The 25,860-nt window shown below is 70.4% G+C and carries 23 protein-coding genes and 1 pseudogene; 5 read left to right on the plus strand and 19 right to left on the minus strand.

Annotated features, from left to right (window positions below; translation table 11 throughout):
• Positions 1-23: 23 nt before the first annotated feature.
• From cobA to ACIBK0_RS06915, 8 genes are all read right to left on the minus strand, one after another.
• Entirely contained in the window at positions 24-1,268 is a 1,245-nt protein-coding gene (gene cobA / locus ACIBK0_RS06880; RefSeq protein WP_399076421.1) for a uroporphyrinogen-III C-methyltransferase, read from the minus strand.
• 244 nt (positions 1,269-1,512) lie between these two features.
• Positions 1,513-5,313, minus strand: coding sequence for a nicotinate-nucleotide--dimethylbenzimidazole phosphoribosyltransferase (gene cobT / locus ACIBK0_RS06885; protein WP_399076423.1), 3,801 nt, complete (start codon positions 5,311-5,313; stop codon positions 1,513-1,515).
• Between the two features lie 345 nt (positions 5,314-5,658).
• Positions 5,659-6,870, minus strand: coding sequence for a precorrin-6y C5,15-methyltransferase (decarboxylating) subunit CbiE (gene cbiE, locus ACIBK0_RS06890; RefSeq protein WP_399076425.1), 1,212 nt, complete (start codon positions 6,868-6,870; stop codon positions 5,659-5,661).
• 173 nt (positions 6,871-7,043) lie between these two features.
• Complete coding sequence (locus tag ACIBK0_RS06895) at positions 7,044-7,682, minus strand: GNAT family N-acetyltransferase (RefSeq protein WP_399076427.1); 639 nt, start codon at positions 7,680-7,682, stop codon at positions 7,044-7,046.
• 175 nt (positions 7,683-7,857) lie between these two features.
• Positions 7,858-8,688, minus strand: a complete 831-nt coding sequence (locus ACIBK0_RS06900) for a MetQ/NlpA family ABC transporter substrate-binding protein (RefSeq protein WP_399076429.1) — start codon at positions 8,686-8,688, stop codon at positions 7,858-7,860.
• Between the two features lie 67 nt (positions 8,689-8,755).
• The gene (locus ACIBK0_RS06905; protein ID WP_399076431.1) at positions 8,756-9,505 is read right to left on the minus strand and encodes a methionine ABC transporter permease; all 750 of its coding nucleotides are present in this window, start codon (positions 9,503-9,505) and stop codon (positions 8,756-8,758) included.
• Positions 9,502-10,536, minus strand: coding sequence for a methionine ABC transporter ATP-binding protein (locus tag ACIBK0_RS06910; RefSeq protein ID WP_399076433.1), 1,035 nt, complete (start codon positions 10,534-10,536; stop codon positions 9,502-9,504). The genes ACIBK0_RS06905 and ACIBK0_RS06910 overlap by 4 nt, the downstream gene beginning before the upstream one ends.
• A gap of 377 nt (positions 10,537-10,913) precedes the next feature.
• Positions 10,914-11,561 (minus strand): HAD family hydrolase, encoded by a 648-nt coding sequence (locus ACIBK0_RS06915; RefSeq protein ID WP_399076435.1) that lies wholly within the window; start codon positions 11,559-11,561, stop codon positions 10,914-10,916.
• Positions 11,562-11,630: 69 nt separating this feature from the next.
• Here ACIBK0_RS06915 and ACIBK0_RS06920 point away from each other — a divergent pair, with 69 nt between their 5' ends.
• Entirely contained in the window at positions 11,631-11,990 is a 360-nt protein-coding gene (locus tag ACIBK0_RS06920) for a hypothetical protein (RefSeq protein ID WP_189187955.1), read from the plus strand.
• Between the two features lie 148 nt (positions 11,991-12,138).
• The gene (locus ACIBK0_RS06925; protein ID WP_399076740.1) at positions 12,139-12,522 is read left to right on the plus strand and encodes a hypothetical protein; all 384 of its coding nucleotides are present in this window, start codon (positions 12,139-12,141) and stop codon (positions 12,520-12,522) included.
• 18 nt (positions 12,523-12,540) lie between these two features.
• On the opposite strand, the gene ACIBK0_RS06930 is transcribed toward ACIBK0_RS06925, so the two are convergent.
• The 3 genes from ACIBK0_RS06930 to ACIBK0_RS06940 all read right to left on the minus strand — a co-directional run bounded on the left by ACIBK0_RS06930 (position 12,541) and on the right by ACIBK0_RS06940 (position 14,856).
• Positions 12,541-13,044, minus strand: a complete 504-nt coding sequence (locus tag ACIBK0_RS06930) for a GNAT family N-acetyltransferase (RefSeq protein WP_399076437.1) — start codon at positions 13,042-13,044, stop codon at positions 12,541-12,543.
• A gap of 58 nt (positions 13,045-13,102) precedes the next feature.
• The gene (locus ACIBK0_RS06935; protein WP_399076439.1) at positions 13,103-13,597 is read right to left on the minus strand and encodes an RNA polymerase sigma factor; all 495 of its coding nucleotides are present in this window, start codon (positions 13,595-13,597) and stop codon (positions 13,103-13,105) included.
• A gap of 92 nt (positions 13,598-13,689) precedes the next feature.
• Positions 13,690-14,856: a glycerophosphodiester phosphodiesterase gene (locus ACIBK0_RS06940; protein WP_399076441.1), complete on the minus strand. Its 1,167-nt coding sequence runs from the start codon at positions 14,854-14,856 to the stop codon at positions 13,690-13,692.
• Positions 14,857-15,239: 383 nt separating this feature from the next.
• On the opposite strand from ACIBK0_RS06940, the gene ACIBK0_RS06945 reads away from it, so the two are divergent.
• Positions 15,240-15,929 (plus strand): lysophospholipid acyltransferase family protein, encoded by a 690-nt coding sequence (locus ACIBK0_RS06945; RefSeq protein WP_369245295.1) that lies wholly within the window; start codon positions 15,240-15,242, stop codon positions 15,927-15,929.
• A 109-nt stretch (positions 15,930-16,038) separates the two neighbouring features.
• Here the strand turns inward: ACIBK0_RS06945 and ACIBK0_RS06950 are convergent, their stop codons facing one another.
• The 7 genes from ACIBK0_RS06950 to nadC all read right to left on the minus strand — a co-directional run bounded on the left by ACIBK0_RS06950 (position 16,039) and on the right by nadC (position 22,480).
• Positions 16,039-17,562 (minus strand): MFS transporter, encoded by a 1,524-nt coding sequence (locus tag ACIBK0_RS06950; protein WP_399076443.1) that lies wholly within the window; start codon positions 17,560-17,562, stop codon positions 16,039-16,041.
• Positions 17,559-18,110 carry a TetR/AcrR family transcriptional regulator gene (locus ACIBK0_RS06955; protein WP_399076445.1) on the minus strand — a complete coding sequence of 184 codons (552 nt, stop codon included), beginning with the start codon at positions 18,108-18,110 and terminating at the stop codon, positions 17,559-17,561. Before ACIBK0_RS06955 ends, ACIBK0_RS06950 begins: the two co-directional genes overlap by 4 nt.
• 83 nt (positions 18,111-18,193) lie before the next feature.
• Complete coding sequence (locus ACIBK0_RS06960; RefSeq protein WP_399076447.1) at positions 18,194-19,165, minus strand: aldo/keto reductase; 972 nt, start codon at positions 19,163-19,165, stop codon at positions 18,194-18,196.
• 63 nt (positions 19,166-19,228) lie between these two features.
• On the minus strand, positions 19,229-20,056 hold the full coding sequence (locus ACIBK0_RS06965) for an alpha/beta fold hydrolase (RefSeq protein ID WP_399076449.1): 828 nt from the start codon (positions 20,054-20,056) through the stop codon (positions 19,229-19,231).
• Complete coding sequence (locus ACIBK0_RS06970) at positions 20,029-20,571, minus strand: hypothetical protein (protein WP_399076451.1); 543 nt, start codon at positions 20,569-20,571, stop codon at positions 20,029-20,031. Before ACIBK0_RS06970 ends, ACIBK0_RS06965 begins: the two co-directional genes overlap by 28 nt.
• Before the next feature lie 388 nt (positions 20,572-20,959).
• Positions 20,960-21,253 carry a DUF1330 domain-containing protein gene (locus ACIBK0_RS06975; protein ID WP_399076453.1) on the minus strand — a complete coding sequence of 98 codons (294 nt, stop codon included), beginning with the start codon at positions 21,251-21,253 and terminating at the stop codon, positions 20,960-20,962.
• Positions 21,254-21,535: 282 nt separating this feature from the next.
• The gene (nadC, locus tag ACIBK0_RS06980; protein ID WP_399076455.1) at positions 21,536-22,480 is read right to left on the minus strand and encodes a carboxylating nicotinate-nucleotide diphosphorylase; all 945 of its coding nucleotides are present in this window, start codon (positions 22,478-22,480) and stop codon (positions 21,536-21,538) included.
• A gap of 22 nt (positions 22,481-22,502) precedes the next feature.
• On the opposite strand from nadC, the gene ACIBK0_RS06985 reads away from it, so the two are divergent.
• Together ACIBK0_RS06985 and ACIBK0_RS06990 are read left to right on the plus strand one after the other, a co-directional pair.
• A complete protein-coding gene (locus ACIBK0_RS06985) occupies positions 22,503-22,961 on the plus strand; it encodes a MarR family winged helix-turn-helix transcriptional regulator (RefSeq protein ID WP_399076457.1) in 459 nt (152 codons plus the stop codon).
• 50 nt (positions 22,962-23,011) lie between these two features.
• Positions 23,012-24,406, plus strand: a complete 1,395-nt coding sequence (locus tag ACIBK0_RS06990; protein WP_399076742.1) for an MFS transporter — start codon at positions 23,012-23,014, stop codon at positions 24,404-24,406.
• Between the two features lie 255 nt (positions 24,407-24,661).
• Here ACIBK0_RS06990 and ACIBK0_RS06995 read toward each other — a convergent pair.
• Positions 24,662-25,647: pseudogene (locus ACIBK0_RS06995) on the minus strand (DUF4158 domain-containing protein); the annotation flags it as partial.
• Positions 25,648-25,860 lie beyond the last annotated feature (213 nt).

The raw sequence follows: 25,860 nt of genomic DNA on the forward strand, positions 1-25,860 counted from the left end.
GGAACGGGTTGGGTTACCCGTGGTTACTCAGAAGCCTTGTGCGGGCTCTGCACGCCCACGTTCACGACCTCGCCGATGACGATCACCGCCGGCGGCTTCACGTCCTGCGTCCGTACGGTCTCGGCGACCGTCGCCAGGGTCGCGTCGACGCGGCGCTGCGCGGCGGTCGTGCCCTCCTGGACCAGGGCGACGGGGGTGTCGGCCGGCTTGCCGTGCGCGACCAGGGTTTCGGCAATCTTGCCGATCTTGTCGACGCCCATGAGGACGACGAGCGTGCCGCGGAGCTTGGCGAGGGACGGCCAGTCGACGAGGGACCGCTCGTCGTCGGGGGCGACATGGCCGCTGACCACCGTGAACTCGTGGGCGACACCCCGGTGTGTGACGGGAATGCCGGCCGCGCCCGGGACCGAGATCGAGCTGGAGATGCCCGGGACGACCGTGCAGGCGATGCCCTCCTCGGCGAGCGCCTGGGCCTCCTCCATGCCGCGGCCGAAGACGAACGGGTCGCCGCCCTTGAGTCGCACGACGGACTTGCCTTGCTTGGCGTGCTCGATCAGGGCGTTGTTGATGGCCTCCTGGGCCATGTAACGGCCGTACGGGATCTTCGCCGCGTCGATCACCTCGACGTGCGGCGGGAGTTCGGCGAGCAGGTCGCGCGGGCCGAGGCGGTCCGCGATGACCACGTCGGCCTCGGCGAGCAGGCGGCGGCCGCGGACCGTGATCAGGTCCGGGTCGCCGGGGCCGCCGCCGACCAGGGCGACGCCGGGGGTGCGGGTGCGGTGGTGCGGCGCCACCAGGGTGCCGTCGCGCAGCCCCTCCACCACTGCGTCGCGGATCGCCGCCGTGTGGCGGGGGTCCCGGCCCCGGGCTTGCGTCGTCAGGACCGCGACCGTCACGCCCTCGCTGTGGCCCGTCGCGGGGGTCCACGCCGTCGCCGCGTCGGCGTCGTCGGAGCGGACGCACCAGACGCGGTGGCGCTCCGCTTCGGCGGAGGCCCGGGTGTTCGCCTCGTGATCGCTGGTCGCGATCAGGGCGTACCAGGCGTTGGCCAGGTCGCCTTCTTCGTACGGGCGCCTCGTCCAGGTGATCTCACCCGCGTCCGCCATCGCCTCCACCGAAGGTGTGGCCTCCGGTGAGACCAGGTGGATGTCCGCGCCTGCCGCGATGAGTGCCGGGAGGCGGCGTTGGGCCACCTGGCCGCCGCCGAGGACGACTACGCGGCGGCCGGTGAGGCGGAGGCCTACGGGGTAGGCGGGGTGTTCGGCCATAGCGGTGCGGCTCCCTCGTGCGGGGTGGTGCGTAGGCGGGGCCTCTGCGGCTCTGGAGTGGCCCCTGACGTGGGGATTTTAAGGTGCGGGCTCGGTGGGGGCCGGGGTGGGTGGGGGTTCTTTCCCCAAGCCCGCCCCTTCCCGAAACCGGGGGCTCTGCCACCGGGCCCCGCCAGTGCGGCCCGGTGGGCGGGCTGTGCCGACTCGTTCCGACCTGCGGAACGAGTCGGCACAGCCCTTGTGCCTACTTTTCGGTTACCCCTGCCGAATCGAAGGTCGCCACCTCGTGCATCGCCCGTGCCGCGCTCTGGACCACCGGGAGGGCCAGGAGGGCGCCCGTGCCCTCGCCCAGGCGGAGGTCCAGGTCGACCAAGGGGCGCAGGCCCAGCTTGTTCAGGGCCGCCACGTGGCCGGGTTCCGCGCTGCGGTGGCCAGCGATGCAGGCCGCGAGGACCTCGGGGGCGATGGCGCGGGCCACGAGGGCCGCGGCGCCGGCGCTGACGCCGTCCAGGATGACCGGCGTACGGAGGGAGGCGCCGCCCAGGAGGAGGCCGACCATGGCGGCGTGCTCGAGGCCACCGATGGCCGCGAGGACGCCGATGGGGTCGGCGGGGTCCGGCTGGTGGAGTTCGATGGCACGGCGCACGACCTCGGTCTTGCGGGCCAGGGTCTCGTCGTTGATGCCGGTGCCCCGGCCCGTCACCTCGGACGGGTCGGTGTCCGTGAAGACCGAGATCAGGGCCGCCGACGCCGTGGTGTTGGCGATGCCCATCTCGCCCGTCAGGAGGGCCTTGTTGCCCGCCGCCACGAGGTCCCGGGCCGTTTCGATGCCCACCTCGATGGCAGCCGTGACCTCTTCGCGAGTCATCGCGGGGCCCGTCGTCATGTCGGCGGTGCCCGCGCGGACCTTGCGCGGGAGGAGGCCCGGGGTCGCGGGCAGGTCGGAGGCGACGCCCACGTCGATGACGCAGACCTCGGCGCCCACCTGGTTGGCGAACGCGTTGCAGACCGCGCCGCCGCCCAGGAAGTTGGCCACCATCTGGCCGGTGACCTCCTGCGGCCAGGGGGTGACGCCCTGGGCGTGCACGCCGTGGTCGCCCGCGAAGATCGCGACGGCGGCGGGCTCCGGAATCGGCGGTGGGCACATCCGCGACAGGCCCGACAGCTGTGCGGAGATGATCTCCAGCATGCCGAGCGCGCCCGCGGGCTTGGTCATCCGCTTCTGACGCTCCCACGCCTCGCCGAGCGCCTTGGCGTCGAGCGGGCGGATGTTCGAGACCGTCTCGGCGAGCAGGTCGTGCGGCTCCTCGCCGGGCAGCGCGCGACGGCCGTACGTCTCCTCGTGCACGACCCACGACAGCGGGCGGCGCTTGGACCAGCCGGCCTGCATCAGCTCGGGCTCGTCCGGGAACTCGTCGACGTAGCCGACGCAGAGGTACGCCACGACCTCCAGGTGCTCGGGCAGGCCGAGGGCACGGACCATCTCGCGCTCGTCGAAGAAGCTGACCCAGCCGACGCCGAGGCCCTCGGCGCGGGCCGCGAGCCAGAGGTTCTCGACCGCGAGCGCGGAGGAGTACGGGGCCATCTGCGGCTGGGTGTGGCGGCCCAGGGTGTGGCGGCCGCCGCGGGTCGGGTCGGCGGTGACGACGATGTTCACCGGGGTGTCGAGGATGGCCTCGATCTTCAGTTCCTTGAACTGCTTCGCGCGGCCCTTGGGCAGCGACTTGGCGTACGCCTCGCGCTGGCGCTGGGCGAGTTCGTGCATGCTCCGACGGGTGTCGGCGGAGCGGATGACGACGAAGTCCCAGGGCTGGGAGTGGCCGACGGACGGCGCGGTGTGCGCGGCCTCCAGGACACGGAGGAGCACGTCGTGCGGGATCGGGTCGCTGCGGAAGCCGTTGCGGATGTCGCGGCGCTCGCGCATCACGCGCAGCACCGCCTCGCGCTCGGCGTCGTCGTAACCGGGGGCCGCCGGGCCGGTGGACTCTCGTACGTCTGCCACTGCGGCCGTGCTCTCTTCCTGGTCGGCGACCTGGGTGTCCAGGTCGTCCGCTTGCTGTGTGACTACGGGTTCCGGGTCCGCGGGGAGCGGCTCCGGTACGGGGGGTGTCTCGGTCTCGGTCTCGCCCTGCGGTTCGCGGGGCGCCGGCACGACTGCCGGAGCGATCTGCTCCGCTTCCTCGACGGGAGTCTCCGAGGGTTCCTCCGCGGCCTCCTCGACCGGGGCGGGCGCCACCACGATCATCTCCTCCGCGGGCTCCTCGGCCGGGGGCTGCTCCTCCGCCGGGAGGGGCGGCACGGTCATGGCGTGCGGCGGGGTCGGGGCCAGGTGCGGGGTCGTCGGCACCTGGCCTTCGACAGGCACGAACTGGCCGAGAGGCTGGTCCGCGTGGGGCTCCAGGGGGGTGTCCGGGAATCCGGACGCTCCTGCCGCGTCGCCGCCGGCGGCACCGGGGAAGCTCTGCTCGCCCTGAGGCCGGCCCGCGGATGCCTGTGCGGCCTCCGCGTGGGCGGCCACACCCACCGGGACACCGTGTGACACCTCGGCGGCACCGGTCTCGGAGAACGCGGCCTGGTCCGTGAACTGCTCGACCGGGAAGGTTTCGAGGCCGGGGACCGCCCGGCCGTGCGAGGCGTCCACCGAGAGCACGGCCTGCGCGGGCTCGGGAGCGTGCACCGCGGCTGCCGCGAGCGATTGCGCAGCCTCCGCGTGGGATGCCGTGTCCGTGAACTGGGCGGCCGGTTCCGGGATGTGGACACCAGGGTCCGCCAACTGGGCGGGCTGGGCGGAGAACTGGGCCGCGGGCTCGGCCTGTTCGGCTCCGTGTGCGACCGGGTCGACGGTGGCCCGCTCCGCGCTCTGCGGCCGGGTCACGTGCGCTGCCTGCGCACCCTGCTCGGACGCGAGGTCCGGCACGGGAGCGAGGTCCGGAGCCGGGGCAAGGTTCTGCGCGGGCGTGAAGTGCTCGCCGTCCGACGGGATCTGGGACTGTGCGACATCGGGTGCGGGTGTCTGGGCGTCGCCCGAGTGTCCGACGTATCCGATGTCGTCCGTCGCCTGGAGGGCGTGCGGCATCCCCGGAGCTGCCGGGAAGGGCGTGTCCGGAGTCTGCGGATCCGACGGGACCTGCGGATCCAGCGAGCCGTCCACTGCGGCCGCGGCCTCGGGGGCCTGGGCGCCCGCCTGTTCCTGGAGGGCGAGCGGGGCCCCCGGAGCCTGGGGTGCCTGCGCCGGGGCCTCGGCGGCCTCCGGGATCCGTGGATCGTGCGCGAGCCCCGGGACCTCGGCGGCCTCCGGAGCCTGCTGCGGGTCCACGAACTGCGGCACATCCTCGACCTGGTCCGCCTCGGGGACCGTCCCGGCCTCGGTGGCCGGCCCCGTCGCGACGGCCGGCACGGACTCGGTGGTCGGTACGGACCCGGGCGTCTGCCCCGTCTCCGGGACGACCGTTTCTGCAGCGCCCACCTCTGTGGCCACGGGCGGAGCGCCCCACGGCACCGCGCCCTGCGGCGGGGTCTCCCCGAACTGCGACACATCGAGGTACTCCGGTCCCACCGTCGGCGGACCCGCGTGCCGTGGGGGAATTACGGGAGTGGCGGGCACAGGAGCGGTGGGGGGGACCGGCGCACCCGCAGGGCCGCGGTCGGCCAGCGAGCGCACCGGGCTCGCGGAGCCGTCCGGCGTCGGCGGGCCGAGGTGCAGCGGGCGGCGCTGCGGCATCGGCTGTGGGGCGGGCGCCGCGTTCGGCATACGGACTCCGCCGAGGTCGACCGAGCCGCTGTCGCGTCCGGCCATCTCGTGCGGGCCCGGCTCGTGCGAACCCGGCTCGTGGACGAACGGCATCGGGGCCGGCGGCGGCACCTCGTTGCCCCACGCGCCCTGTGCTCCCGGCGCGCCCGGCATCAGGAGCAGGTCGTCGTCCTCGGCGGGGTTCTCGGAGGGGTCGAGGAAGGTGTACGCGCCCGGCGCGGTGACGCCCGGCTGCTCCACCATGCCTGCGTTCTCCGGCAGTCCCTCGCCCGGGACCTGGCCGGTGTCGGTCATGCGTACCCCTCGCCCATCGGTTAGTGCTTCCAAGTCCAGCTCGCCCGGAACGGCGCACCGACCGCCCCACTGTGAAGAACGAGCGTGCGTGCCCAGCGGCACGAACGACCGGCCAACAAAGACGACAAAGCCACTTACTGGCATTGTCCCGGTCATCCCGCCTTCGCGACACCTCGATCCGCGAGGGCCCGCTGTGGACTGCGCCACGTTGCGCGTCCTCCGGTTCTGCCGTACCACACACGCCTCAAAACGGGCGCGCTTTCCGGACATTGACCGACGAAAGGCCGATCACCCAGGAGCGGTACAACGATCGGCCAGCCTACCGCGCGCAGTACGACAACAGGATCACGGGGCGCGATCCGGCAGACGGCCGCTGAGCAGGAACGCGACGCTCCGTTCCTTCTCCGTCCAGGCCCTTGTATCGAGTTCGACGGACTGAATGAGGGCGCACTCGACCTCGTAGCCGTGCTCCGTCAGGTCGCGGCCGATGAGTTCGGCTGCGTCGCGGGTGGCGGCGTGCGTCACGATGCGCTGCGGACGGCGGTCGGCGACGGCCGAGACCACCGCCACTCCCCCGCCCCCGACGCGTACGACATCGGGCTCGGGCAGGTTCTCGAGAATGTGCGGCGCGGCGCCATGCACGATCTGCACCTGGACACCGAAGCGGCGGGCGGAGTCCTCGGTGCGGGCGCAGGAACCGGGGTTGCGGTCGACCGCGATGACGGCGGCGCCGGTGCGTGCGGCCTCGGTGGCGAAGGCGCCGCTGCCGGAGCCGATGTCCCACACGAGGTCGCCGACGCGCGGGCCCAGGCGGGCGAGTTGGGCGGCGCGCAGCAGATCCGTTTCTCCTTCGCCGAGCGCACCGCCGTACGCCTCGGCGGGCATTGCCCAGCCGCGCGGCCCGTTGCCCGGATCGCGTCCGGCGATCCAGCCGCCGCCCTCGGCCGCGGCCCTGAAGGCGCCGATGACGATGACGACGTTGGGGTCGCGCCAGGTGTGGTCGGCGGCCTTGTCGGAGGTGACGACGGTGACCTGTTCGCGGGCGGTGCCGAGTTCCTCGCAGATGACGAAGGTGCGGTGCACTCCTTCGAGGAGCAGACCGAGTTCGGCGGGGCCGGCGCCCGGCGAGGTGAGAACGGCGACCTTGGTGTGGGCGCGGCACACATTCACCGCGCGTCGTAGGGTGCGGGGGTGTGCGACGACCACCTGTGCGTCGTCCCAGGGCATTCCAGCGCGGGCGAAGGCGGCGGCCACCGAGGAGACGGCGGGCACCACTTCGACCTCCAGGCCGAACTCGGGGCCCCGCAGGGTGCGTACGACACCGAAGAAGCCCGGGTCCCCGTCGGCGAGGACGACGGCGGTGCCCCGGTGGTTCGCGATCCGGCGAGCGGCGAGGGAGACACTGCCGAGGCGGATGCGCTCGGCGGCCCGGGGCACCTCGGGCAGCGCGAGGTGGTGGGCCGCGCCGGCCACCAGCGTGGCGGCACCGAGTGCGGAGCGCGCCGCGGCGGTCAGCGGCGAGCCGTCCCAGCCGATCACCGTGACCCGGTCGGCCATCGTCGTCAGTCTCCAGAAGGTTTTCGCAGGTCGTCAGGGGCCAGCCCGAGAGCGGGCTCCGTGAGGGTACCTGGTACGGCTGGGCAGTGCCGTGACGGGCTCCGGCGCGTGGGAGCGGTCCCGCGGATTCAGGTAGGCGGTTCCAGGTTCCCGGGGCGCGGCTCCCGTAGTTCTCAGTTCCAGTCGGAGAACGACGTGAAACCACCGGTGTCGGCGAGTTGATCACCGACGCCCTCGAGGTCCTCCGGCAGGAGGCTCCACACGATGAAGTCGGTGCGCAGATCGACCCAGGTTCCGTCCTCGGTGCGGGTGCGCGCTATACAGGCGTTGCGCAGCACGCCCTCGCTGATGCAGCCGATCTTCTGGGCGACCTGCTGCGAGGCGGTGTTGTCGGCCGCCGTACGCAACTCGATCCGCTCGAACTTCTGGTCTCCGAAGAGCCATTGGGCGGTGGCGAGCGCCGCCTCGGAGGCGTAGCCCTCGCCGCGCGCCCACGGGGCGATGATGTACGAGAGTTCGGTGGACCGCACATGCCAGTTCGTCTTGCCGAGCTGGATGACGCCGACCAGGCGCTGGGTGAGGAACTCGGTGACGGCGAGGTCGAGTCCGCGGCCCTGCGTGCGTTCCGTGGGCGCGTACTCGGTGATCCAGGTGCGGGCGCCGTCCTCGGTGAAGGGCTGCGGCACCGATGTCCAGGCCGCCACCATCTCGTCGTTCATCATCTCGGCCAGGGCGGGTACGTCGTCCTCGTCGAGCGCACGCAGGACCAACCGCTCCGTGCTGATGGAGATGTCGGGGAAGGTGCTCGTCATGCGCCGCTCCGTAACCTTCGGGGACTTGGGGCCCGCGGAATCCTCAGGGCCCGCTGAACTGCCCAGCATGCAGCATGAAAGCACTGAACTGCACCACGGGGTCCACTCCAAGTGATGGAGTGGACCCCGTGCGGTGACCAAGGGCGCGTCAGCCGGAGGTGACCGGCAGGACCGACTAGAACGACGGGATGACGGAGCCGGCGTACTTGTCCTCGATGAACTTCTTGACCTCGGGCGAGGTGAGGAGCTTGGCCAGCTTCTTCACGCGCGGGTCGTCCTCGTTGCCCTTCTTGACGGCGAGGAAGTTGCCGTACGGGTTGTTCTTCGCGGACTCCAGGACGAGGGCGTCCTTGGCGGGCTTGAGGTCGGCCTCGATCGCGTAGTTGCCGTTGATCACCGCGGCGTCGACATCGTCCAGGGAACGCGGGGTCTGGGCCGCCTCCAGCTCCTTGAACTTGAGGTTCTTCGGGTTCTTGGTGATGTCCGCGGGGGTCGCTTCGTTGCCCGCACCGTCCTTGAGCGTGATGAGTCCGTTCGCTGCGAGCAGCTTGAGGGCACGGGCCTCGTTGACGCTGTCGTTGGGGACGGCGATCGTCGCACCGCTCTTCAGGGCGTCGGCGCTCTTGACCTTGTGGGAGTAGAGGCCGAGCGGCTCCAGGTGCACCGTGACGACGGGCACGATGTGGGTGCCGTTCTTCTTGTTGAAGTCGTCGAGGTACGGCTGATTCTGGAAGTAGTTGGCGCCCACGGAGCCGTCCTCGGTCGCCGTGTTCGGCGTCACGTAGTCGGTGAACTCCTTGACCTCCAGGTCGAGGCCCGCCTTCTTCGCCAGGTTCTTCTTGACGAAGTTCAGGATCTCGGCATGCGGGGTCGGGCTCGCGGCGACGACCAGCGGACCGCTGGTGTCGGAGGAGGCGGAGTCCTTGTCCGAGCCGCAGGCGGTGAGCCCGAAGGTGAGGGCTCCGGCGGCGAGGACGGCGGTGGTGATCTTGGCGGTGTTACGCACGAAAAGTGCCTTTCCTTATGGGTGGAGCGACCCCGTCTTGGGTGGTACGGGGAGTTCGGGGAGGGGGTCAGGAGACCTTGCCGGCCTCGGCCGTGGCGACTTCGGCAGTCGGCGCCTTGACCTTCAGCAGCCGCAGCTTCGGCGCGGTACCGGAGTGCCCGCCGCGCCGGTGCAGCCCGCGGGCGGCGTAGTCGCCGGCGAACTGGATGACGGAGATGACGACCGCGAGGATGGCGACCGTGATCCACATCAGTCCGGTCTCGAAGCGCTGGTAGCCGTAGCGGATCGCGATGTCGCCGAGGCCTCCGGCGCCGACCGTGCCGGCCATCGCCGAGTAGCCGATGAGGGCGACGATCGTGGTGGTCGCGGAGGAGATCAGCGACGGCAGCGACTCCGGTACGAGGACCTTGCGGACGACGGTCCAGGTGTTGCCCCCCATCGACTGCACGGCCTCGACGAGCCCGCCGTCCACTTCGCGAACAGCCGTCTCGACGAGCCGCGCGAAGAAGGGGATCGCACCGATGGCGAGCGGCACGATCGCGGCCTCGCGACCGATCGTCGTCCCCGTGATCGTGCGCGTGAAGTTCATCAGCGCGACCATCAGGATGATGAAGGGCATCGAGCGGGCGATGTTCACGACCTGCCCGATCACCTTGCTCGCGACGACGTTCTGGAGGAGTCCGCCGCGGTCGGTGAGGACGAGCAGGATGCCGAGCGGGAGGCCGGCCACGGTCGCGATCAGCGTGGACCAGCCGACCATGTAGAGCGTGTCCCAACACGCCTGGGACAGCAGCGGCTGCATCTCCGACCAGGTCACTTGGCACCTTCCTTCACCAGGACGGGCGCCTGGCCCTGGATGTCGATCTGCAAGCCCTGCTCGCGCAGGAATCCGATCGGCACGACGTTGTCCTCGTAGCGGCCGGGCAGCTCGATGCGCATCCGGCCGACCTGCTTGCCCGCGACGGTGTCCATCGCCGCGCCCAGGATCGAGATGTCGATGTTGTACGTGCGCGAGAGCTGCGAGATGACGGGCTGGGTGGCGGCCTCGCCGTGGAAGGTGACGTCGATGACGGTGCGGTCGTCGCCGGAGGCGTCGCCGCTGACCGGGAAGAGCGCGGAGGCCAGTTCGGAGCCGGGCGTCGCGAGCAGTTCGCTGACGGTGCCCGATTCGACGATCCTGCCGTTCTCCATCAGAGCGGCCGAGTCGCAGATGGTCTTGACGACGTCCATCTCGTGGGTGATGAGCAGGACCGTCAGTCCCAGCTGCCGGTTCAGGTCGCGCAGCAGTTGGAGGATGGAGCGGGTGGTCTCCGGGTCGAGGGCGCTGGTCGCCTCGTCGGAGAGCAGCACCTTCGGGTCGCCGGCGAGCGCGCGGGCGATGCCGACGCGCTGCTTCTGGCCGCCGGACAGCTGCGCCGGGTAGACCTTCGCCTTGTCGGAGAGGCCGACGAGGTCGAGGAGTTCGAGGGCCTTGCGGCTGCGCTCCTTGCCGGAGACGCCGAGAATTTCGAGCGGCAGCTCGACGTTGTCCTGGACGGTGCGCGAGGACAGCAGGTTGAAGTGCTGGAAGACCATCCCGATGCGGCTGCGCGCCTTGCGGAGCTCCCGTCCCGCGCGCGGGCCGTGGCCCGCGAGGGCGGTGAGGTCCTGTCCGGCGACGGTGACCGTGCCGGAGGTGGGACGCTCCAGGAGGTTGACGCAGCGGATGAGCGAGGACTTGCCGGCACCGGACTGGCCGATGACGCCGTACACCTCGCCTTCGCGGACATGCAGATCGACGCCGTCGAGGGCGGTCACTTCACGGCCGCGCGAGCGGTAGACCTTGGTGAGGCCCGTTGTCGTGATCACTGGGTTTCCGTCACTGTCGAGTGCAGGGCGTGGGTGTGCGCCGGGCACGGGTGCATTCGGTCGGGAACGCGGCACGGTTCTCGCGATGGCGATGGAACCGGAGGGAACCGGGGGGGGAGAACTTGTGCGCGGGGCAGCCTCGGTCACGTACGCGGTACGGACAGGGCGCGGCGGTCTCGCTTCGGGGCGCGAGACCAGGCGGTGGTGCGGGGGCCCTCTAGAAGGCGCACATTCGACACATACAACGAGCACCGGGCGTCATGGTCGCCTCGGTCGCAAGGGTGCGGCTGCTCGTCGTGGTCATGGGATCAAGTAAAGCAGACCCACGGGAGGGGCCTGCCATCGCTGTCCGAATACCGGACAGCGGTGGACACCATTCAGCCTCGGGCGGAGATCTCCATCCCCTGGGCCGTGACCAGTACGGACAGGGCCGAAAGGTCCTTGACCACCAGGTCGGCGTCCAGCTCGTGGGCCTGGTGGGTTGTGGCCAACGCCACGGTGGTCATGCCGGCGGCGCGGCCCGCCTGGAGACCGGCGGGGGCGTCCTCGAAGACGACGCAGCGGGCCGGGTCGACGCCCAGTTCGCGGGCGGCCAGGAGGTAGGGCTCGGGGTCGGGCTTGCCGCGTGTGATGTCGTCGGCCGCGATCAGCGTCTTGGGGCGGATGCCGACCTCGTCGAGCCGGGCCTCGGCCAACCGTCGGGTGGCGGAGGTGACGACGGCCCAGCGCTCGGCCGGCAAGGCGCCGAGCAGCGCGAGGGTGCCGGGCAGCGCCTCGACTGCGCCCGGAACGTCCTCGACCTCCAGCTGCTCGATGCGCGCGAGGGCCTCGGGGACGATGTCGGCGGCCAGCAGGTCGGCGGCTATCTCGACGGCGGGGCGGCCGTGCAGTTCGATCCGGGCGAAGTCCTCCGCCGTGATGCCGTACTCCTGCGCCCATCGGGTCCAGCACCGGTCGACCGACTCAAGGGATGAGACGAGCGTTCCATCGTTGTCGAACAGCAGGGCTTCAGCGTGGATCTTCATGCCCTCGACCCTACGGGCGACCCCGGGGGTGCGGGCATCGGGTCTTTTGGCCCGTAATAGGGTCGCGGCATGCTTGATGCCCTGACGGTGGCGACCGCCGTCGCCGCGCTCGCGCTCGCCGCCTGGTGCGGCTGGGCCGCCTACCGTGATCAGCCCACCAAGGACTGGCACTTCATCGGCATGGCCGTAGTGTCGCTGCTCGCCGTGGTCCAGCTGGTGATCGGTATCGTCCAACTGGCGCGCGGCGAGAAGCCGGAGCAGGGCACGACGATCTTCGTGGCGTATCTGCTCGGCGCCTTCGCGTGCATTCCGGCCGCGGGTTTCATGTCGCTGGCGGAGCGCACCCGTTGGGGTTCGGTCACGGTGGCGGCCGGCGGCATCGTCCTCGCCGTCCTTGAGGTGCGGCTCTATGACATCTGGGGAGGCTGAGATGACGGCCACGGAGGAGAACGGGACCGTTCCTCAGGAGAAGAAGCCCACGGCAGAGAAGCCGGTGGCAGAAGATCCGGCAGCGGGAAAGCCGACGGACGAGAAGTCGTCGAAGAACAAGCGGACGCGGCTCATCTCCGGCCCGGGCATGCTGCTGCTCTGGCTGTACGGCGTGATGGTCGTCGGCGCCGTCTCACGCTCGGCGGTGCAGATCTCGACCGAGTTCGACAAGGCCCCGCTCGCCTACTCGCTGTCCGCGGTCGCGGGCGTCGTCTACGGCTTCATCACGTACTCGCTGGTGCGCGGTGGTGAGACGGCCCGCAAGGCGGCGCTGGTGTGCTGCGCCGCCGAGCTCGCGGGCGTGCTGACCATCGGGACCTGGACGCTGGTGGAGCCGTCCGCCTTCCCCGACGCCACGGTGTGGTCGGACTACGGGATGGGCTATCTGTTCATCCCGGTGCTGCTGCCGCTGTCGGCGATGTACTGGCTGCGCAAGGCGCGTACCGCCGGTTCGGCAACCGCGGTTCGGTAACCGCGCATCCGGCAGCGGCTACGCGCTGGCCACGAACGCGCTCGCCTCGACGCCCTTCGCCAGGGTCACCAGGGTGAGCCGCTCGTCGACGCGCTCCTGGGAGACCGGGGCGTAGCCGTGCTTGCGGTAGAGGCGGAGATTGCGGTCACTGCGGTGGCCCGTGAAGAGCTGGAAGGACTTGGCCGCGCCGTCTTCGCCGAGCCGGGCCTCGATCGCGGCGAGCAGGCGTCCGCCGAGACCGTGGCGCTGCATGCGCGGGTGGACGATGAGCTTGTTGATGCGGGCCGTGCCATCGGCGTCCACGGCGCCGCGGACCGAGGCCACCACCTCTTCTCCGAGTCGGGCCACCAGGACGGTGCCGGCCGCCAGTTCCCCCCTGAGGGAGTCGAGCGGCTGAGTGAGCGGCTCGATGCCGTAGTCGCCGTACAGCTCCGCCTCGCTCTGGTAGCAGAGGTACTGCAGCTTGAGGATCTGCTCTGCGTCCTGCTCGGTCGCCGCCGAGATGGTCACGCTCATGCCCATGTGTGCATGCCTCCCGCTCACCTGTTCAACCGGATGTCCCTCACTCCTATCCCCGCCGTCAGCGGGCCGCAACCTCCACCGTGAGCAATCGCCGCAGACATCCCAGACATCTGGAGCGTTCCGGACCAAGACTGCCCTGTGAGATACCCAACTCCCCTGCGATCTCCCGGTAGGTGAGGTCCTGCGGGGACAGCAGTGCCGCCATCAGGCTCGGGCAGCGGCCGGGCAGCCGTCGTACAGCGGCGTGCAGCGCCCGCCGGCGGTCGGCGGTCATCGCCGCCTGTTCCGGGCCGAGACCGCCTTCGTCGGCGGGTTCGGCGGCGTACGGCTGCTCAATGCGCGCCGTACGGCGGCTGCGGCGGGCTTCGGAGCGCACGGCGCGGCGCAGCCAGCCGTGCGGATCGACGGGTGGGCCGTCGCTGTCGAGTCGCTCCAGGAGGCGCAGCCAGACGGCCTGTTCCAGGTCGCTCTGCTCGGCGCCGGACGCATGCGCCTCCGCCGAGGCCTCGGCGACGAGGAGGGGGCGCAACGTCGCCACCATGTCGTGTGTCATATGCGGCACGACGCGGCCGCCCCGGCGCGAGGTTGCCGGGGCGGCCGACTGTCACCCCAATCGGGGTTGGTGGGGTCATGCGTTGACGCGGGTCATCCGTTGAGGAAGTCCGCGCGAGCGAGCAGCGCGGTGTCCGCGTTGTCGGAGAAGACGCCGTCGATGCCGGTCTCGAAGTAGGTCTGGAACGCGCCGAAGGCGTCGCCGTAGGCGGTCGGGTCCGTGCCCTTGCGGAAGTTCGCCGGCAGGAAGGGGTTCTCGTTGCGCATCGTGTACGGGTGCAGGATCAGGCCCCGCTTGTGCGCGTCGGCCACGAGTGAGGTCGGCGTGGTGAGGTTGCCGCTCGCGTCCTTCGGGATGATCAGGTCGAGGGTGGGACCGATGCCCTGCGCGTAGCCGGCGATCTCCCTGAGGCCCTTCGGGGTGATCAGGTCGGCGACCGTGCGCGGGTCGCCCGCCTCGACGAAGTCCCAGGGGCGGCTGGTCGCGGTGGAGAGCAGGACGACCAGGGGGTTGTCGACGAGCTCGTTCAGCCGCTGGATGCTGGTCGGCTCGAACGACTGGAGGACGACGGGCGAGTTCCGCTTGTCCTTGCCGTATTTGTGCAGCAGCTTGGCCACCCGCTCCTCCAGGCCGAGGCCCAGCTTGCGGAAGTAGGTGGGGTGCTTGGTCTCGGGGTAGATCCAGACCTGCTTGCCGCGCTTGCGGGTCTGCTCGTCCTGCCAGCGGAGCACCTCTTCGAAGGTGGGGATCTCCCAGCGACCGTTGTAGAGGGTGTTGTGCGGGCGGTTGGCCGGGATGCGCTCGACGGCACGCAGGGTCTTCAGCTCGGCGAGCGTGAAGTCCTCGGTGAACCAGCCCGTCGTGGCGACGCCGTCGAGGGTCTTGGTGGTCTTGCGGTCGGTGAACTCGGGGTGCGCCGCGACGTCAGTGGTCCCGCCGATCTCCGGCTCGTGACGGCACACGAGGTGGCCGTCCTTGGTGGGCACCAGGTCACCCGCCTCGACTATGTCCGCGCCCAGGTCGAGGGCCAGCTGGTACGAGCCGAAGGTGTGCTCCGGCCGGTAGCCGCTGGCCCCGCGGTGGCCGATGATCGTCGGCACGGGCAGGCTCTTCAAACCGCCGCCTCCGTGCTGCGCGTCCCCGGCTCTCGCCGTGCCCGCCGTCCCCAGTGCCGCCACGCCCGCGCCGAGCACCGCCGCGCCGAGCAGCGCCCGCCGTCCGGTCCCACGCGTCCGCTCGTCCGACTCCTGCGTTCCCATGAGCGCCTCCGTCGTCCTGTCTTCGCCAGTGCGGGCCGATCGTAGGGGCGCGCCCGTGACGGGCGGGAGACGCCGTCGAAAACTCAGGGGTGACGCTGGATGTCGTACGAGGACAGATAGCTGACGATCCGTCGGCTTGGCCCGGATCGGATCGGGTACGCGGCCATTGGGCCGCCGGGCGATGTCGGGGACGCGCCCACTGGGCCTGACGGGCGATGTCCGTCACATCGTGGCGGTCACGTTACGCGCGGCCGACGGAGCGACACCGCAGGTAAAGCTGCGTCAACAGTGCGTAAGACCTCGGTGAACCCGATGTGCCCGATGTGCAATACCCCGGGGGGCGCGAGTATCGTCCTCACCTGCACAGACTTCATACCGATCCCTTGACACCGGAGGGCCCGTTGTCCCGCTTCGCGCTCATCAAGGCAGTGCTCGGACCGATCATGCGCCTGATGTTCCGCCCACGGGTGGAGGGCGTGGAGCACATTCCGGGCGACGGTCCGGTCATCCTGGCCGGCAACCACCTCACGTTCATCGACTCGATGATCCTTCCGCTGGTCTGCGACCGGCAGGTGTTCTTCATCGGCAAGGACGAGTACGTCACCGGCAAGGGCTTCAAGGGCCGTCTGATGGCCTGGTTCTTCACCGGCGTCGGCATGATCCCGGTGGACCGGGACGGCGCGAACGGCGGTGTCGCGGCACTGATGACCGGCCGCCGCGTCCTGGAGGAGGGCAAGGTCTTCGGGATCTACCCCGAGGGCACCCGCTCCCCCGACGGCCGTCTGTACCGCGGCCGCACCGGCATCGCCCGGCTGACCCTGATGACCGGCGCCCCGGTCGTGCCGTTCGCGATGATCGGCACGGACAAGCTGCAGCCAGGCGGGGCGGGCATGCCGCGGCCGGGCCGTGTCACGGTGCGCTTCGGTGAGGCGATGGAGTTCTCGCGGTACGAGGGCATGGACCGTGACCGGTATGTACTGCGTGCCGTGACCGACTCCGTCATGACCGAGGTCATGCGGCTGTCGGGGCAGGAGTACGTGGACATGTACGCCACGAAGGCGAAGGCCGCGTAGCGGACACCGCGGACCGCCACGGCGCCGTTGCGGGTCTGCCGTCGTTGGGCGACTGCGGGTCCGCAGTGGACTGGTCGCGCAGCTTCCCGCGCCCCTTATGGGGCGCTTCTTACCCGGCGCTTTCCAGGCGCTGTCCCTTCAGCAGGAACCACGCCGCAGCCGCCGTGGCGAGCAACACCACCGCGCCGCCGCCCGCCGCCAGCGTGAGGCCGTCGACGAAGGACTCGCGAGCCGCGTTCAGCAGGGCCTCGGAGGTGTGGGCGGGGAGGCCCTGGGCCGCCTCCACCGCACCGCCCAGTGACTCGTGGGCCACGGCCGGTGTGCCCGCGGGGCCGGTGAAGCCGGCGTAGACGCCGGTCACGACGGAACCGAGCAGGGCGATGCCGAGGGCAGCGCCGAGTTCGTACGCCGTCTCGGAGACCGCGGACGCGGCGCCCGCCTGCTCCTTGGGCACGCTGGAGAGGATCACGTCGGCGGTGACCGTGAACGAGAGACCGGCGCCCACGCCGACGACCAGCAGGGCGGCGCCGAGCAGCGGATAGCCGGTGCTCTGGCTCAGCAGCGTGAGCGAACCGAGCGCCAGACCCACTGCGGCCAGACCGCCGGAGACCACGGCGCGCACCGAGAACCGCCGCGCGAACGTGCCCGCGACCAGACCCGTCGCCACCGCGCCGACGGCAGCGGGGACTTCGGCGAGTCCGGCCTCGAACGGCCCCCTGCCCTGGACGAGTTGCAGGTACTGGGAGAGGAAGAAGACGAGCCCGGACATCCCGAGGACGGTGAGCAGGTCGGCGAGAACGGCTCCGGAAAACCCCCGGTTGCGGAACAGCCGTACGTCCAACAGTGGTGCAGGCAGCGTGAGTTGGCGGCGCACGAACCAGTACAGGGCGGCGGCACCGAGCAGGCCGGTGGCCATCGGCTGCCAGCTGACACCGTGCGCGGCGGCCTCCTTCACCCCGTACACGACACCGATCACGCCGACGAGCGAGAGGGCGACGCTGTACAGGTCCCAGGGCCCGGGGTTCGGGTTCTTCGACTCGGGCAGCAGCTTGCTGCCGACGAGGACGAGGACGATCATCACCGGAAGGTTGATGAGAAAGACGGAACCCCACCAGAAGTGTTCGAGCAGGAAACCGCCGACGACCGGCCCGACTGCCGTACCGGCGGAGGCGGTTGCGCCCCAGATGCCGATGGCGAGGCTGCGCTCGCGCGGGTCGTGGAAGAGGTTGCGGATCAGGGCGAGTGTGGCGGGCATCAGCGTCGCACCCGCGACGCCGAGCAGCGCCCGCGCCAGGATCATCAACTCCGGTGTCGTGGCATAGGCGTTGAGCACCGATATCAGGCCGAACGCCGTGGCACCGAGGAGCAGCAGCCTCTTGCGGCCGATGCGGTCGCCGAGGCTGCCCATGGAGACGAGCAGGCCGGCGATGACGAACGAGTAGACGTCACCGATCCACAGGAGCTGTGTGCCCGAGGGCTTCAGGTCCTCACTGATGTACGGGGTCGCGAGGCCGAGGACGGTCGCGTCGACGGCCACGAGGAGCACGGCGAGGATCAGCACCGCGAGCGCGGCCCAGCGGCCCGGGCGCTTCTCCACCGCCACCGTCGATACCGGCTGCAGGGTGCTGGTCATGATTCCTCTCTCCGTAGTGCGCCGCCGAGCAGCAGCTCGACGATCATGTGGTGGAAGTCCTTGGCGGCGACCCGGCCCTCGGTCACGGCCCACGCCCCCGAGGCCATCAGTCCGTAGAGCGCCTCGGTGAGCCAGGCCGGAGTGAGGTCGATGCGGAACTCGCCGTTCTCCTGGCCGCGCCGGAACAGGGCGGCCATCCGCGCGTCCAGCCGGGCCCAGCCCTCGTTCTGCTCCTCACCCTCGAACAGCTGGTTCTCGGTGTAGAGGAAGGCGAGCAGCCCGGCCGCCGTTTCGAGCTCCTTCACCAGGCGGCGCACGGCCTCCTGAGCGGTGCCCTCGTCGAGGCGGGCGGCGTCCAGCGCCGCCTCGCACTCCTGGATGCCGAGCGACTCCAGCGCCCGCACGAGGGCGTCGCGGCCCGCGAACTGGCGGTGCAGCGTGGCCCGGCTGATCCCGGCCGCCTTGGCGACCTCGTCCATGGTGGCGGTGGATTTGCGGGTGAGCAGGGCGGCTGCGCTGCGCAGCACGTGATCACGGTCGACGGCCATGAGACAATGGTAGACCACATGAGACATGTTTGTCTCATTGAATACATGCGAGTCTCATCGACCGGGTGTCGGGCGGGTCGCGCTCAGTGCCAGGGCAGCTGCCCGCGTCGCTCCCAGTACGCCCGCGGGTCCTCCACGAGCGCGGCGAGCCGGGACAGCTGGTCGTCGTCGAGGTCGACGACCGCTGCGTGCAGGTTCGAGGCGAGCTGGTTGGCGGTGACCGCCCCGGAGAGCACCACGCCGGCCCAGGGCTGCCGCAGGATCAGCGCCAGGGCCACCGCGTCACAACCCAGGGAAGTCTCCGCGGTGACGGCCTTGAGAACGTCCGGCGCATACGGCTCCACGAGCCGGCCGTTGGCCACGCCCTCCTTGACGATCACCGTCAGTCCGGCGTCGTGGGCCTCGGCGAGCGCGGGCGCCGCCGAGGTCTCCAGCACGTTGTACGTGGCCTGGACCGTACGGAAGAGCGGTGCGCCGTCCACCGTGACCGCGAGCGCGGCGCGGATGGCCTCGGCCTGGGCGGGCCCGCTGGTGGAGAAGCCGATCGACAGACCCCCAGCGGCCGCTTCGGCGAGCCTGGCGTGGAGTTCCTTGTCGGTGAGGGCCGGGCTGTCCGGGGTCACCGAGTGGATCTGGTAGAGGTCGAGCCGGTCGCCGAGCAGCTCCGCCGTCTCGGCGCGCTGCCGCTCGTACGTGGCGAGGCTGTGGTCCTTGACCTCGTGCGCCTCGGCGTCGATGTGCCAGTCCGCTGTGTAGGTGTAGCCCCACTTGCTCCCGATCACGACGTCGTCGATGTCCGGCCGGTGGTTCAGCCAGTCGGCGAGGAACTCCTCGGAGCGGCCGTAGGAGCGGGCGACGTCGAAGTAGCGCACGCCCTGGGCGTAGGCGGCTTCGAGGAGTTCGTGGGTGCGCTCTCGCAGGGCTTCGACGCTCCGCTCGGCCGGGAGGTCGTCCTCCCGGCCGAGGTTGATGTAGCCCGGGCGGCCGACGGCGGCCAGGCCGAGTCCGATGTGCGCGGTGGGCGTGGTCGCGTGGGCCAGGCGACTGAACGGCATGGGGGCTCCCTGCACGATCGGCGGAGGGCGGATGCCGCACCAATCTACCCAGCTCCGTGCGGTTCAGCCCGCGCTGACGCAGCGTGGCACAAAGGCGGGGTCGGCCGGGCCGTTCCGCTTGAGGGCGTTGAGCACCCACTGCTCGACCAGCGGGGACTTGGGGGCCTGGTCGTGGTCGGTGATGTCGAGCGGACAGCGGTCCTGGAGCAGCACGTTGGTCACACGGGAGTCCGGGCCGTCGAGGAAGGCACTGGTGTACGGCACCACGACCTCGTCGTACTTGGTGGCGATCGCCGTGTAGTCGGGACCGACCGGGGTCTCCGGGTCGGAGTTGAGCTTCTGCAGGAAGTCCGAGCCGGCGGTCTGGTCGACACAGGAGGGACAGACGGTGGCGCCGGCCGCGAGGGCGAGCGGGTTGGTGGTGCCGTGGTTGGAGGGCACGATGCCGACGAGGTCGTCGACCTTGGTGGCTCCGCCGAGGAACTTCACGTAGTAGCGGGGCATCATGCCGCCCTGACTGTGGCCGACGATGTCCACCTTCTTGGCGCCGGTCGCGCCAAGCACGGCGTTCACGAAGTCGCGGAGCTCGGCCGCCGAGTCCGGGATCGGGGCGGTCTCCAGATCGCCGTACTCGAAGGAGAAGACGCAGTAGCCGGCGTCCGCGAGCGCAGGCGAGAGGGTCAGCCAGTTCTCGTACGAGGTCTTGAAGGTGCCGTTCACCAGGACCACCGGCTGCGGGTGGGCGGAGTCCGGCTTGCAGGACCAGTCGTTGGCGCCGGGTGGCGGAGTGTCGGCGGCACCGGCCGGGGCCGTGAGGCCGAAGGCGCACAGCGCCGCGACGGCGCTGACAGAGAGGAGGCGGGCTATGCGTCTTGTACGTCTTGCGCGCATGACGTCCCTTTCATGCTCGGCTGTGACAGGACCGGCGTTCGACAATGCCGACCAGTAACCGGAATCGTTACCTCCGAGTAGCCACAAGTCAAGGTTTCGGCCAGTGGCCGAATCTCATCTGTTATCCAGCGGTCCGGGGTGGTCCGGGTGTGAGTAGTTGCGGTACAGGAAATCCCGGTGCCCAGCGCCGCGCCGACCTCCTTGACCTTCACCGGCCCGGCCGCCTCGCGCACGATCGCCAGGATGCGCTGGTAGTCCGCCGGCAGCACCTCGGGTCCGATGTCGCCGGCGCGGACCGGGATCAGCAGCACCGACTGGCCGCCCACCTGCGCCTGGACCGGCGCTGGCGCGAGCGACAGGTACTCCCCGAAGCCCTGCTCGCTGATCCGCTGCACGACACGCTCGGCCACCACCAGCTCGTCCCACTCGACCCGCACCTCGGCCAACTGCTTGACCCGCCGCTCTTCCTGCTCCTCCAGCTCGACTCGGCGAGCGACGATCCGCTCCAGCATCACGGCATCAAGATGGCGAACGCTCTCTACGCCAGCCTGGCGCAGTCAGGCGCGTCCCTGAGCTACTCCAACAACAGAAAAACCGCCGGTCGAAACCCCCCGAAAGAGGTCTTGACCTGCGGTTCTTCAATCTGTATATCAGCACCCTGAGTAGCCCCGACGGGGCACACGGCAGATGGATGCAGGATGCGCCCCTGGTCATCGAAGCCGTGTGTTCGCTGGACCGACCTGTCGTGTGAGAAGCGGTTCGCGGTTCGCTTCGGGCGAGCGTGAATTTCGTCGACGAGGTCAGCGAGACAGTCCAGTCGGCCCGGACCTCGTCTCGTGAGTCGTCGTTCAGCACCGTGGGCGTATCAGGTGACGGATGCTCAGTGATGGCTGAGTCCGTCGGTCAGTCGATGCCTTCGATGATGCGGAAGTCGCGCTCGACCCCGTCGGAGAGGACCACCAGCGCCTTCTGGTATGCCTCGCTCTCATATGCCGCGACGGCCTGTTCAAAGCTGTCGAACTCGATCAGAACGACGCGTTGCGTGATTCCGGCCTCGTGGGCGACGACTCGGCCGCCACGGGACAGGAGGCGCCCGCCCCCAGCTCGGACGGCCGGACCGGCCAGCTTGTCGTAGGCGGCTAGCTTCTCAGGGTCGGAAATGGCGCGGTAGACACTGACCCAGTAGCCCTTAGCCATGGAAACCTCCTGTGTTCGGCCGGAGATGTCCGACTTCGAATTGACACCCAGATCGATCGATCCCGGTGACGGATCACCGGGCATTTCTGAGGACGTGCTGATCCGGCCTGGTTCGGGTCCGCCACCCGCGGCTGCCGGTTCGCGTCCCGGCGAAGTCTTCCTCACGCCCCGGGCGCCTTCGGCGACGGGGGAACGTGCCGGAGACGGAAACGAAGGCCTCCCGGTCGACGGGGTCGGCCATGGCGGGCATTCCGGCCCGTCCACGCAGAAGGAGATACAGCCTCATGCGGACCTCGCCGGGTGCCCGCCGCCCGCTGGTGCCGTCGGCGTCAGCAGCAGACTGAGGTCGAACGCCGGCGCGCTGTGGGTGATGGCACCGACGGATATCGCGTCGACTCCGGTCTCCGCGACGGCCCTGACCGTGTCCAGCGTGCTGGATCCAGACGCCTCGAGTCGGTGCCCTTCCGACCCGCGCAGTGTCACGATGTGCCGCATGTCTTCGATGGGCATGTTGTCCAGCATGATCCACTCGACTCCCGCGCGGAGCGCCTCGACGGCCTGGGCTGTCGACTCGACCTCCACCTCGACGGCGACGCCCCGCGTGTTACACGCGTGCACTGCCGCGATCGCGGCGCTCACGCCGCCCGCCGCGGCGATGTGGCTCTCCTTGAGCAGGACCATCGCCGCGAGGTCGAGCCGGTGGTTGCTCACTCCGCCGGCGGCGACCGCGGCCTTGTCGAGCGCTCGAAGCCCGGGCGCTGTTTTGCGGGTGTCCAGGATCCGTGCCGGAAGCCCGGTCACCGCCTCCGCGAAGGCCGCGGCGGCGGTGGCGATGCCGGACATGCGTTGCAGGAAGTTCAAAGCTGTCCGCTCGCCGGTGATGATCTCTCGTGCGGGTCCTGCCAGCGTGAGCAGGTCCTGCCCGGTGTGGACGCGGTCGCCGTCCTGAACGTGCTCGGTGACGACGACGTCGCTGCCGAGCTGCCGATATACCTCGGCTGGGACCGCCGTGCCGGCGATCACGCCGTCTTGGCGGGCGACGACGCGCGCATGGGCGCGGGTGCCGTCCGGCACCGCCCAGCGGGTGGTGATGTCGTCCTCGGCGCGGTCTTCGGCCAGGGCGCGGCGAACGACGTCCGTCATGGTGCCGACGGCGGCCGCCGTCTGGTGCGCCGGGTGCGGGGCTGGGGCACGGCGTTCGGGGTGAGAGGTACATAAAGCATTCATATAAATATTGTATGCTTCACCCATGAGCCGTCAAGACGCCACTCGTGGCGCATCCACTGCGATCGGGTCGGCCCTCTACGGGCTGGCCACCAGGGCTGTGAGACGCCTTCCGCGCGATATGAGCATCACGTCCGCCGCCACCCTGGCCACCCTGCACAGGACCGGCCCACGACGCATCACCGATCTGGCCGTGATCGAGGGTGTCACCCAGCCCGCGATGACCGTGCTGGTCCGGGTGATGGAGGAGTCCGGACTGGTCGAGCGGAAGGGCGATCCCTCCGACAAGCGGGTCACGCTGGTGTGTCTGACCGAGGCCGGCACGTCGTACGTTCAGACGCGGCACCAGGCGGGCGTCGATGCGTTCGCGCGGCTGATCGACGAACTCGCCGACGACGAGGTCGAGGCCCTGGTGGCGGCGCTTCCGGCGCTGGCGCACCTGGCAGAGCTCGAAAGCCAGGACCGCGAAGGGCCGAAGCGGTGACGGAGCGCACCCCGGAGCGCTCCGAGGCGCGGCTGCTGGTCCCCGCCCTGATGTTCATCGCCCTGGTCGTGGCGGCGGTCGCCAGCCTCGGGACGCCGCTGATCACCAGTGTGGCGACCACGTTCCACGTCTCGCTCGACAGCGCGCAGTGGACGCTGACCGTCGCACTGCTGAGCGGCGCCATCGCCACGCCCGTCCTCGGCCGGCTCGGAGCCGGCCCGCACCGACGGGCCACGATCCTCGCCACGCTGGCGATCGTCGTCGTCGGCAGTGCGCTGACCGTGCTGCCGCTGCCGTTCGCGGGGCTGCTCATCGGCAGGGCGGCCCAAGGCGTCGGGCTCGGTCTGACGGCGCTGATGATGGGCGTGGCCCGGGACCATCTTCCCGAGGAGCGCAGCACGGCGACGATCGCCCTGATCTCGGTGGTCTCGATCATCGGCGCCGGCGTCGGCTACCCGCTCACCGCACTGCTCGCCGAGATCGGCGGCGTACGGGCCGCCTACAGCTTCGGTCTGTTCGTCACCGCTGTCGCCTTCCTGACCGCATGGCGTTCCATACCCGCGGCTCCCGAAGGCCGCTCCGCTCACGTGACCGTGGCGGGCGCGCTCGTCCTCGCGGGTGGACTGTTCCTCGTCCTGTTCCTGGCCGGCCAGCGGAGCCTGTGGAGCCGTCACCTCGCCGTGGCGGTGATCCTCGCCGTCGTCGCCGTGCTCCTGCTGTGCGTCTGGACCGCCTCCGAGCTGCGCAGCAAGGCGCCCCTGGTCGATGTCCGGGCGGTACGGCACCCGGCGGTCGCCGGAGCGAACATCGCCATGTTCGTCGGCGGGAGCGGCATGTACCTCCTGCTCACGCTCATCACGCGGTACGCGCAGACGCCGCACAGCGCCGGCTACGGCTTCGGGCTGACCACCTTCGTCGCCGGGCTGGTCCTCGTCCCGTTCTCGGTGCTGGGGTTCGTCGCCGGCAAACTCACGCCCCGGGTTCGGACGCTGATCGACGCACCCGTGCTCCTGGCCGGCAGCGCCGTCATCGTCGGCGGCGGGTTCGTCCTCTTCGCCGCGGCCCGGTCGAACCTGGCCGAACTGCTCGTCGCGATGGGTGTGCTGGGCTTCGGCGTCGGCAGCTTCTCAGCCGCCATGCCCGGCGTCATCCTGGCCGTCACGCCCAAGAGCGAGACGTCGAGCGCGATGAGCTTCAACTACGTCGTCCGCAGCGTCGGGTTCTCCCTGGGCAGCGCGATAGGCGGCCTGGTCCTGGCCACCGGCACCGACACCGGTCATCTCTTCCCGAACGACCACGCCTACACCACCGCAGCGCTGGTCGGCATCGCCGCGATGGCGGTCACCGCCCTGACCGCCACCGCTCTCGCCCGCCAACGCCCGCCCGAGATCAACCCCACCGCGGCCACGGCCAGCGTGCCGAGTCAGGGCCGGTCGAGCCGATGACCGGCTCGCCGGAAGGGCGGCGGCCCCGTCGCCCTGGCCGGCGCCGAGGAGACATATCGACGATCGCCAACGCCAATGGCCTGCTGAGACGAGAGAAACACGCGCAGCCTGGGAAAGCCCAGGTCAGTCCAGGGCCTCGTCGTCCTCGTCCAGCTCGGGCGCATCCGGGTCGCGCAGCGGGCGCAGGTCCCGGCCGGGGCTGCTGGCCTTGATGTTGAACAGGTAGCGGCCCAGGAAGTTGATGTGCCGGTCCTTGAGCGGGGAGAGGCGGGCGACGTCCTCCGCCCTGCGGGCAGGGCTGATCAGCCGGTTCGCCATCAGCACCGTGAACAGGTCGAGCGCGTCGTCGACCGCCTGGCCTCCAGCTGGCGCACCACCGCCGTCAGCAGCGCGGTGCGCCGCGGTTCCGGCGCCCGCTCGATCGTCTGCGCCTTGCTCAACTGCCCGTAGCGGGCCAGCGCCGAGAGCCGGTTCACCGGCACCCTGGAGAGGTTCACCCGGCCCAGCGAGAACGTGGAGATCTCCTCCACTCGCTCCATGGCCCGCACCATCGCGGTCCCCGTCGTCTTCGTCGGTGGCGTACGCAGCCGCTCCAGCTCCGAGACCCGCTTGCCCTCCGGCATGTCGAGCAGCCCGGCCAGCGCCGGCGCGAGCGTGGGATCGGCCCGGTGCGCGCCACGGGTCACCGCGTCGTACAGGCGCCGCTCGGCCGCCGTACGGGTCTCCGACACCTGCCGGGCCAGCATCGAGACCCCGGGCAGCAGCACCCGGTTCTTGCGCAGCCACGTCACCGCGTGGTTGAACAGCGCCACCGGCCCCTCGGCGTGCGTCCACGCCCGCCCGTACAGGAAGCTCCGGAACTCCCGGCCCCACTTCCGGCCGGTAAAGTCCCGGTACTTGAACCGCTCCTGGATCTCATCCGCGTGCTCGTACACCGTCGACCTGCGCTCGGGGTACCGCTTCACGCACGAGGAGTCCTCGATGCCGAGCTGCCCGGAGAGGTACTCCACAACCTCCCACGGCACCGCGAGCGGATCCTCGCCCAGGAACCGGCCGATGTATCGGACCGTGCAGATCTGCACCGCCATACCCAGACGGTTCGCATCCGTACGACGCCGCGCGATCAGATCGCAGTCGTCATCGTCGAGGAAGAAGAACCGCTCCAGCTCCGGACGCGTGGGCACCGCGGTGAACGTCCCGTACGCCTCGGCCTGCTCATCAGTCAGAAACTCCACCGGCACGAGCCGGACCGTAGCCAGCGGCGACGAGCAACCGGCGGCTTTCCGTGAACCCCAGCAGCAGCCGCATCCGGTGCGCTAGCCGACCATGATCGTTCTCACCGGGATTTCCTGTACCGCAACTACTCACACCCGTGGTCCGGGCAGCACGAAGGGCCCGGACGTGATGTCCGGACCCTTCAGCCGACTGCGGGGCGGCCCCGCTCCCATGTGTTC

Origin of the sequence: Streptomyces sp. NPDC050564, from assembly GCF_044457265.1 — a bacterium.
Lineage (GTDB): Bacteria > Actinomycetota > Actinomycetes > Streptomycetales > Streptomycetaceae > Streptomyces.

Excerpts from the sequence above, each read along its gene's own strand:
- cbiE (WP_399076425.1), bottom strand. The coding sequence starts at position 6,870 with ATGGCCGACCGGGTCACGGTGATCGGCTGGGACGGCTCGCCGCTGACC.
- ACIBK0_RS06935 (WP_399076439.1), bottom strand. The coding sequence starts at position 13,597 with ATGACACACGACATGGTGGCGACGTTGCGCCCCCTCCTCGTCGCCGAG.
- ACIBK0_RS06930 (WP_399076437.1), bottom strand. The coding sequence starts at position 13,044 with ATGGGCATGAGCGTGACCATCTCGGCGGCGACCGAGCAGGACGCAGAG.
- ACIBK0_RS06950 (WP_399076443.1), bottom strand. The coding sequence starts at position 17,562 with ATGACCAGCACCCTGCAGCCGGTATCGACGGTGGCGGTGGAGAAGCGC.
- ACIBK0_RS06940 (WP_399076441.1), bottom strand. The coding sequence starts at position 14,856 with ATGGGAACGCAGGAGTCGGACGAGCGGACGCGTGGGACCGGACGGCGG.
- ACIBK0_RS06955 (WP_399076445.1), bottom strand. The coding sequence starts at position 18,110 with ATGGCCGTCGACCGTGATCACGTGCTGCGCAGCGCAGCCGCCCTGCTC.
- ACIBK0_RS06965 (WP_399076449.1), bottom strand. The coding sequence starts at position 20,056 with ATGCGCGCAAGACGTACAAGACGCATAGCCCGCCTCCTCTCTGTCAGC.
- ACIBK0_RS06915 (WP_399076435.1), bottom strand. The coding sequence starts at position 11,561 with ATGAAGATCCACGCTGAAGCCCTGCTGTTCGACAACGATGGAACGCTC.
- ACIBK0_RS06925 (WP_399076740.1), top strand. The coding sequence starts at position 12,139 with ATGCTGCTGCTCTGGCTGTACGGCGTGATGGTCGTCGGCGCCGTCTCA.
- ACIBK0_RS06990 (WP_399076742.1), top strand. The coding sequence starts at position 23,012 with ATGTTCATCGCCCTGGTCGTGGCGGCGGTCGCCAGCCTCGGGACGCCG.
- cobA (WP_399076421.1), bottom strand. The coding sequence starts at position 1,268 with ATGGCCGAACACCCCGCCTACCCCGTAGGCCTCCGCCTCACCGGCCGC.
- ACIBK0_RS06985 (WP_399076457.1), top strand. The coding sequence starts at position 22,503 with ATGAGCCGTCAAGACGCCACTCGTGGCGCATCCACTGCGATCGGGTCG.
- ACIBK0_RS06920 (WP_189187955.1), top strand. The coding sequence starts at position 11,631 with ATGCTTGATGCCCTGACGGTGGCGACCGCCGTCGCCGCGCTCGCGCTC.
- cobT (WP_399076423.1), bottom strand. The coding sequence starts at position 5,313 with ATGACCGACACCGGCCAGGTCCCGGGCGAGGGACTGCCGGAGAACGCA.
- nadC (WP_399076455.1), bottom strand. The coding sequence starts at position 22,480 with ATGAATGCTTTATGTACCTCTCACCCCGAACGCCGTGCCCCAGCCCCG.
- ACIBK0_RS06895 (WP_399076427.1), bottom strand. The coding sequence starts at position 7,682 with ATGACGAGCACCTTCCCCGACATCTCCATCAGCACGGAGCGGTTGGTC.
- ACIBK0_RS06960 (WP_399076447.1), bottom strand. The coding sequence starts at position 19,165 with ATGCCGTTCAGTCGCCTGGCCCACGCGACCACGCCCACCGCGCACATC.
- ACIBK0_RS06975 (WP_399076453.1), bottom strand. The coding sequence starts at position 21,253 with ATGGCTAAGGGCTACTGGGTCAGTGTCTACCGCGCCATTTCCGACCCT.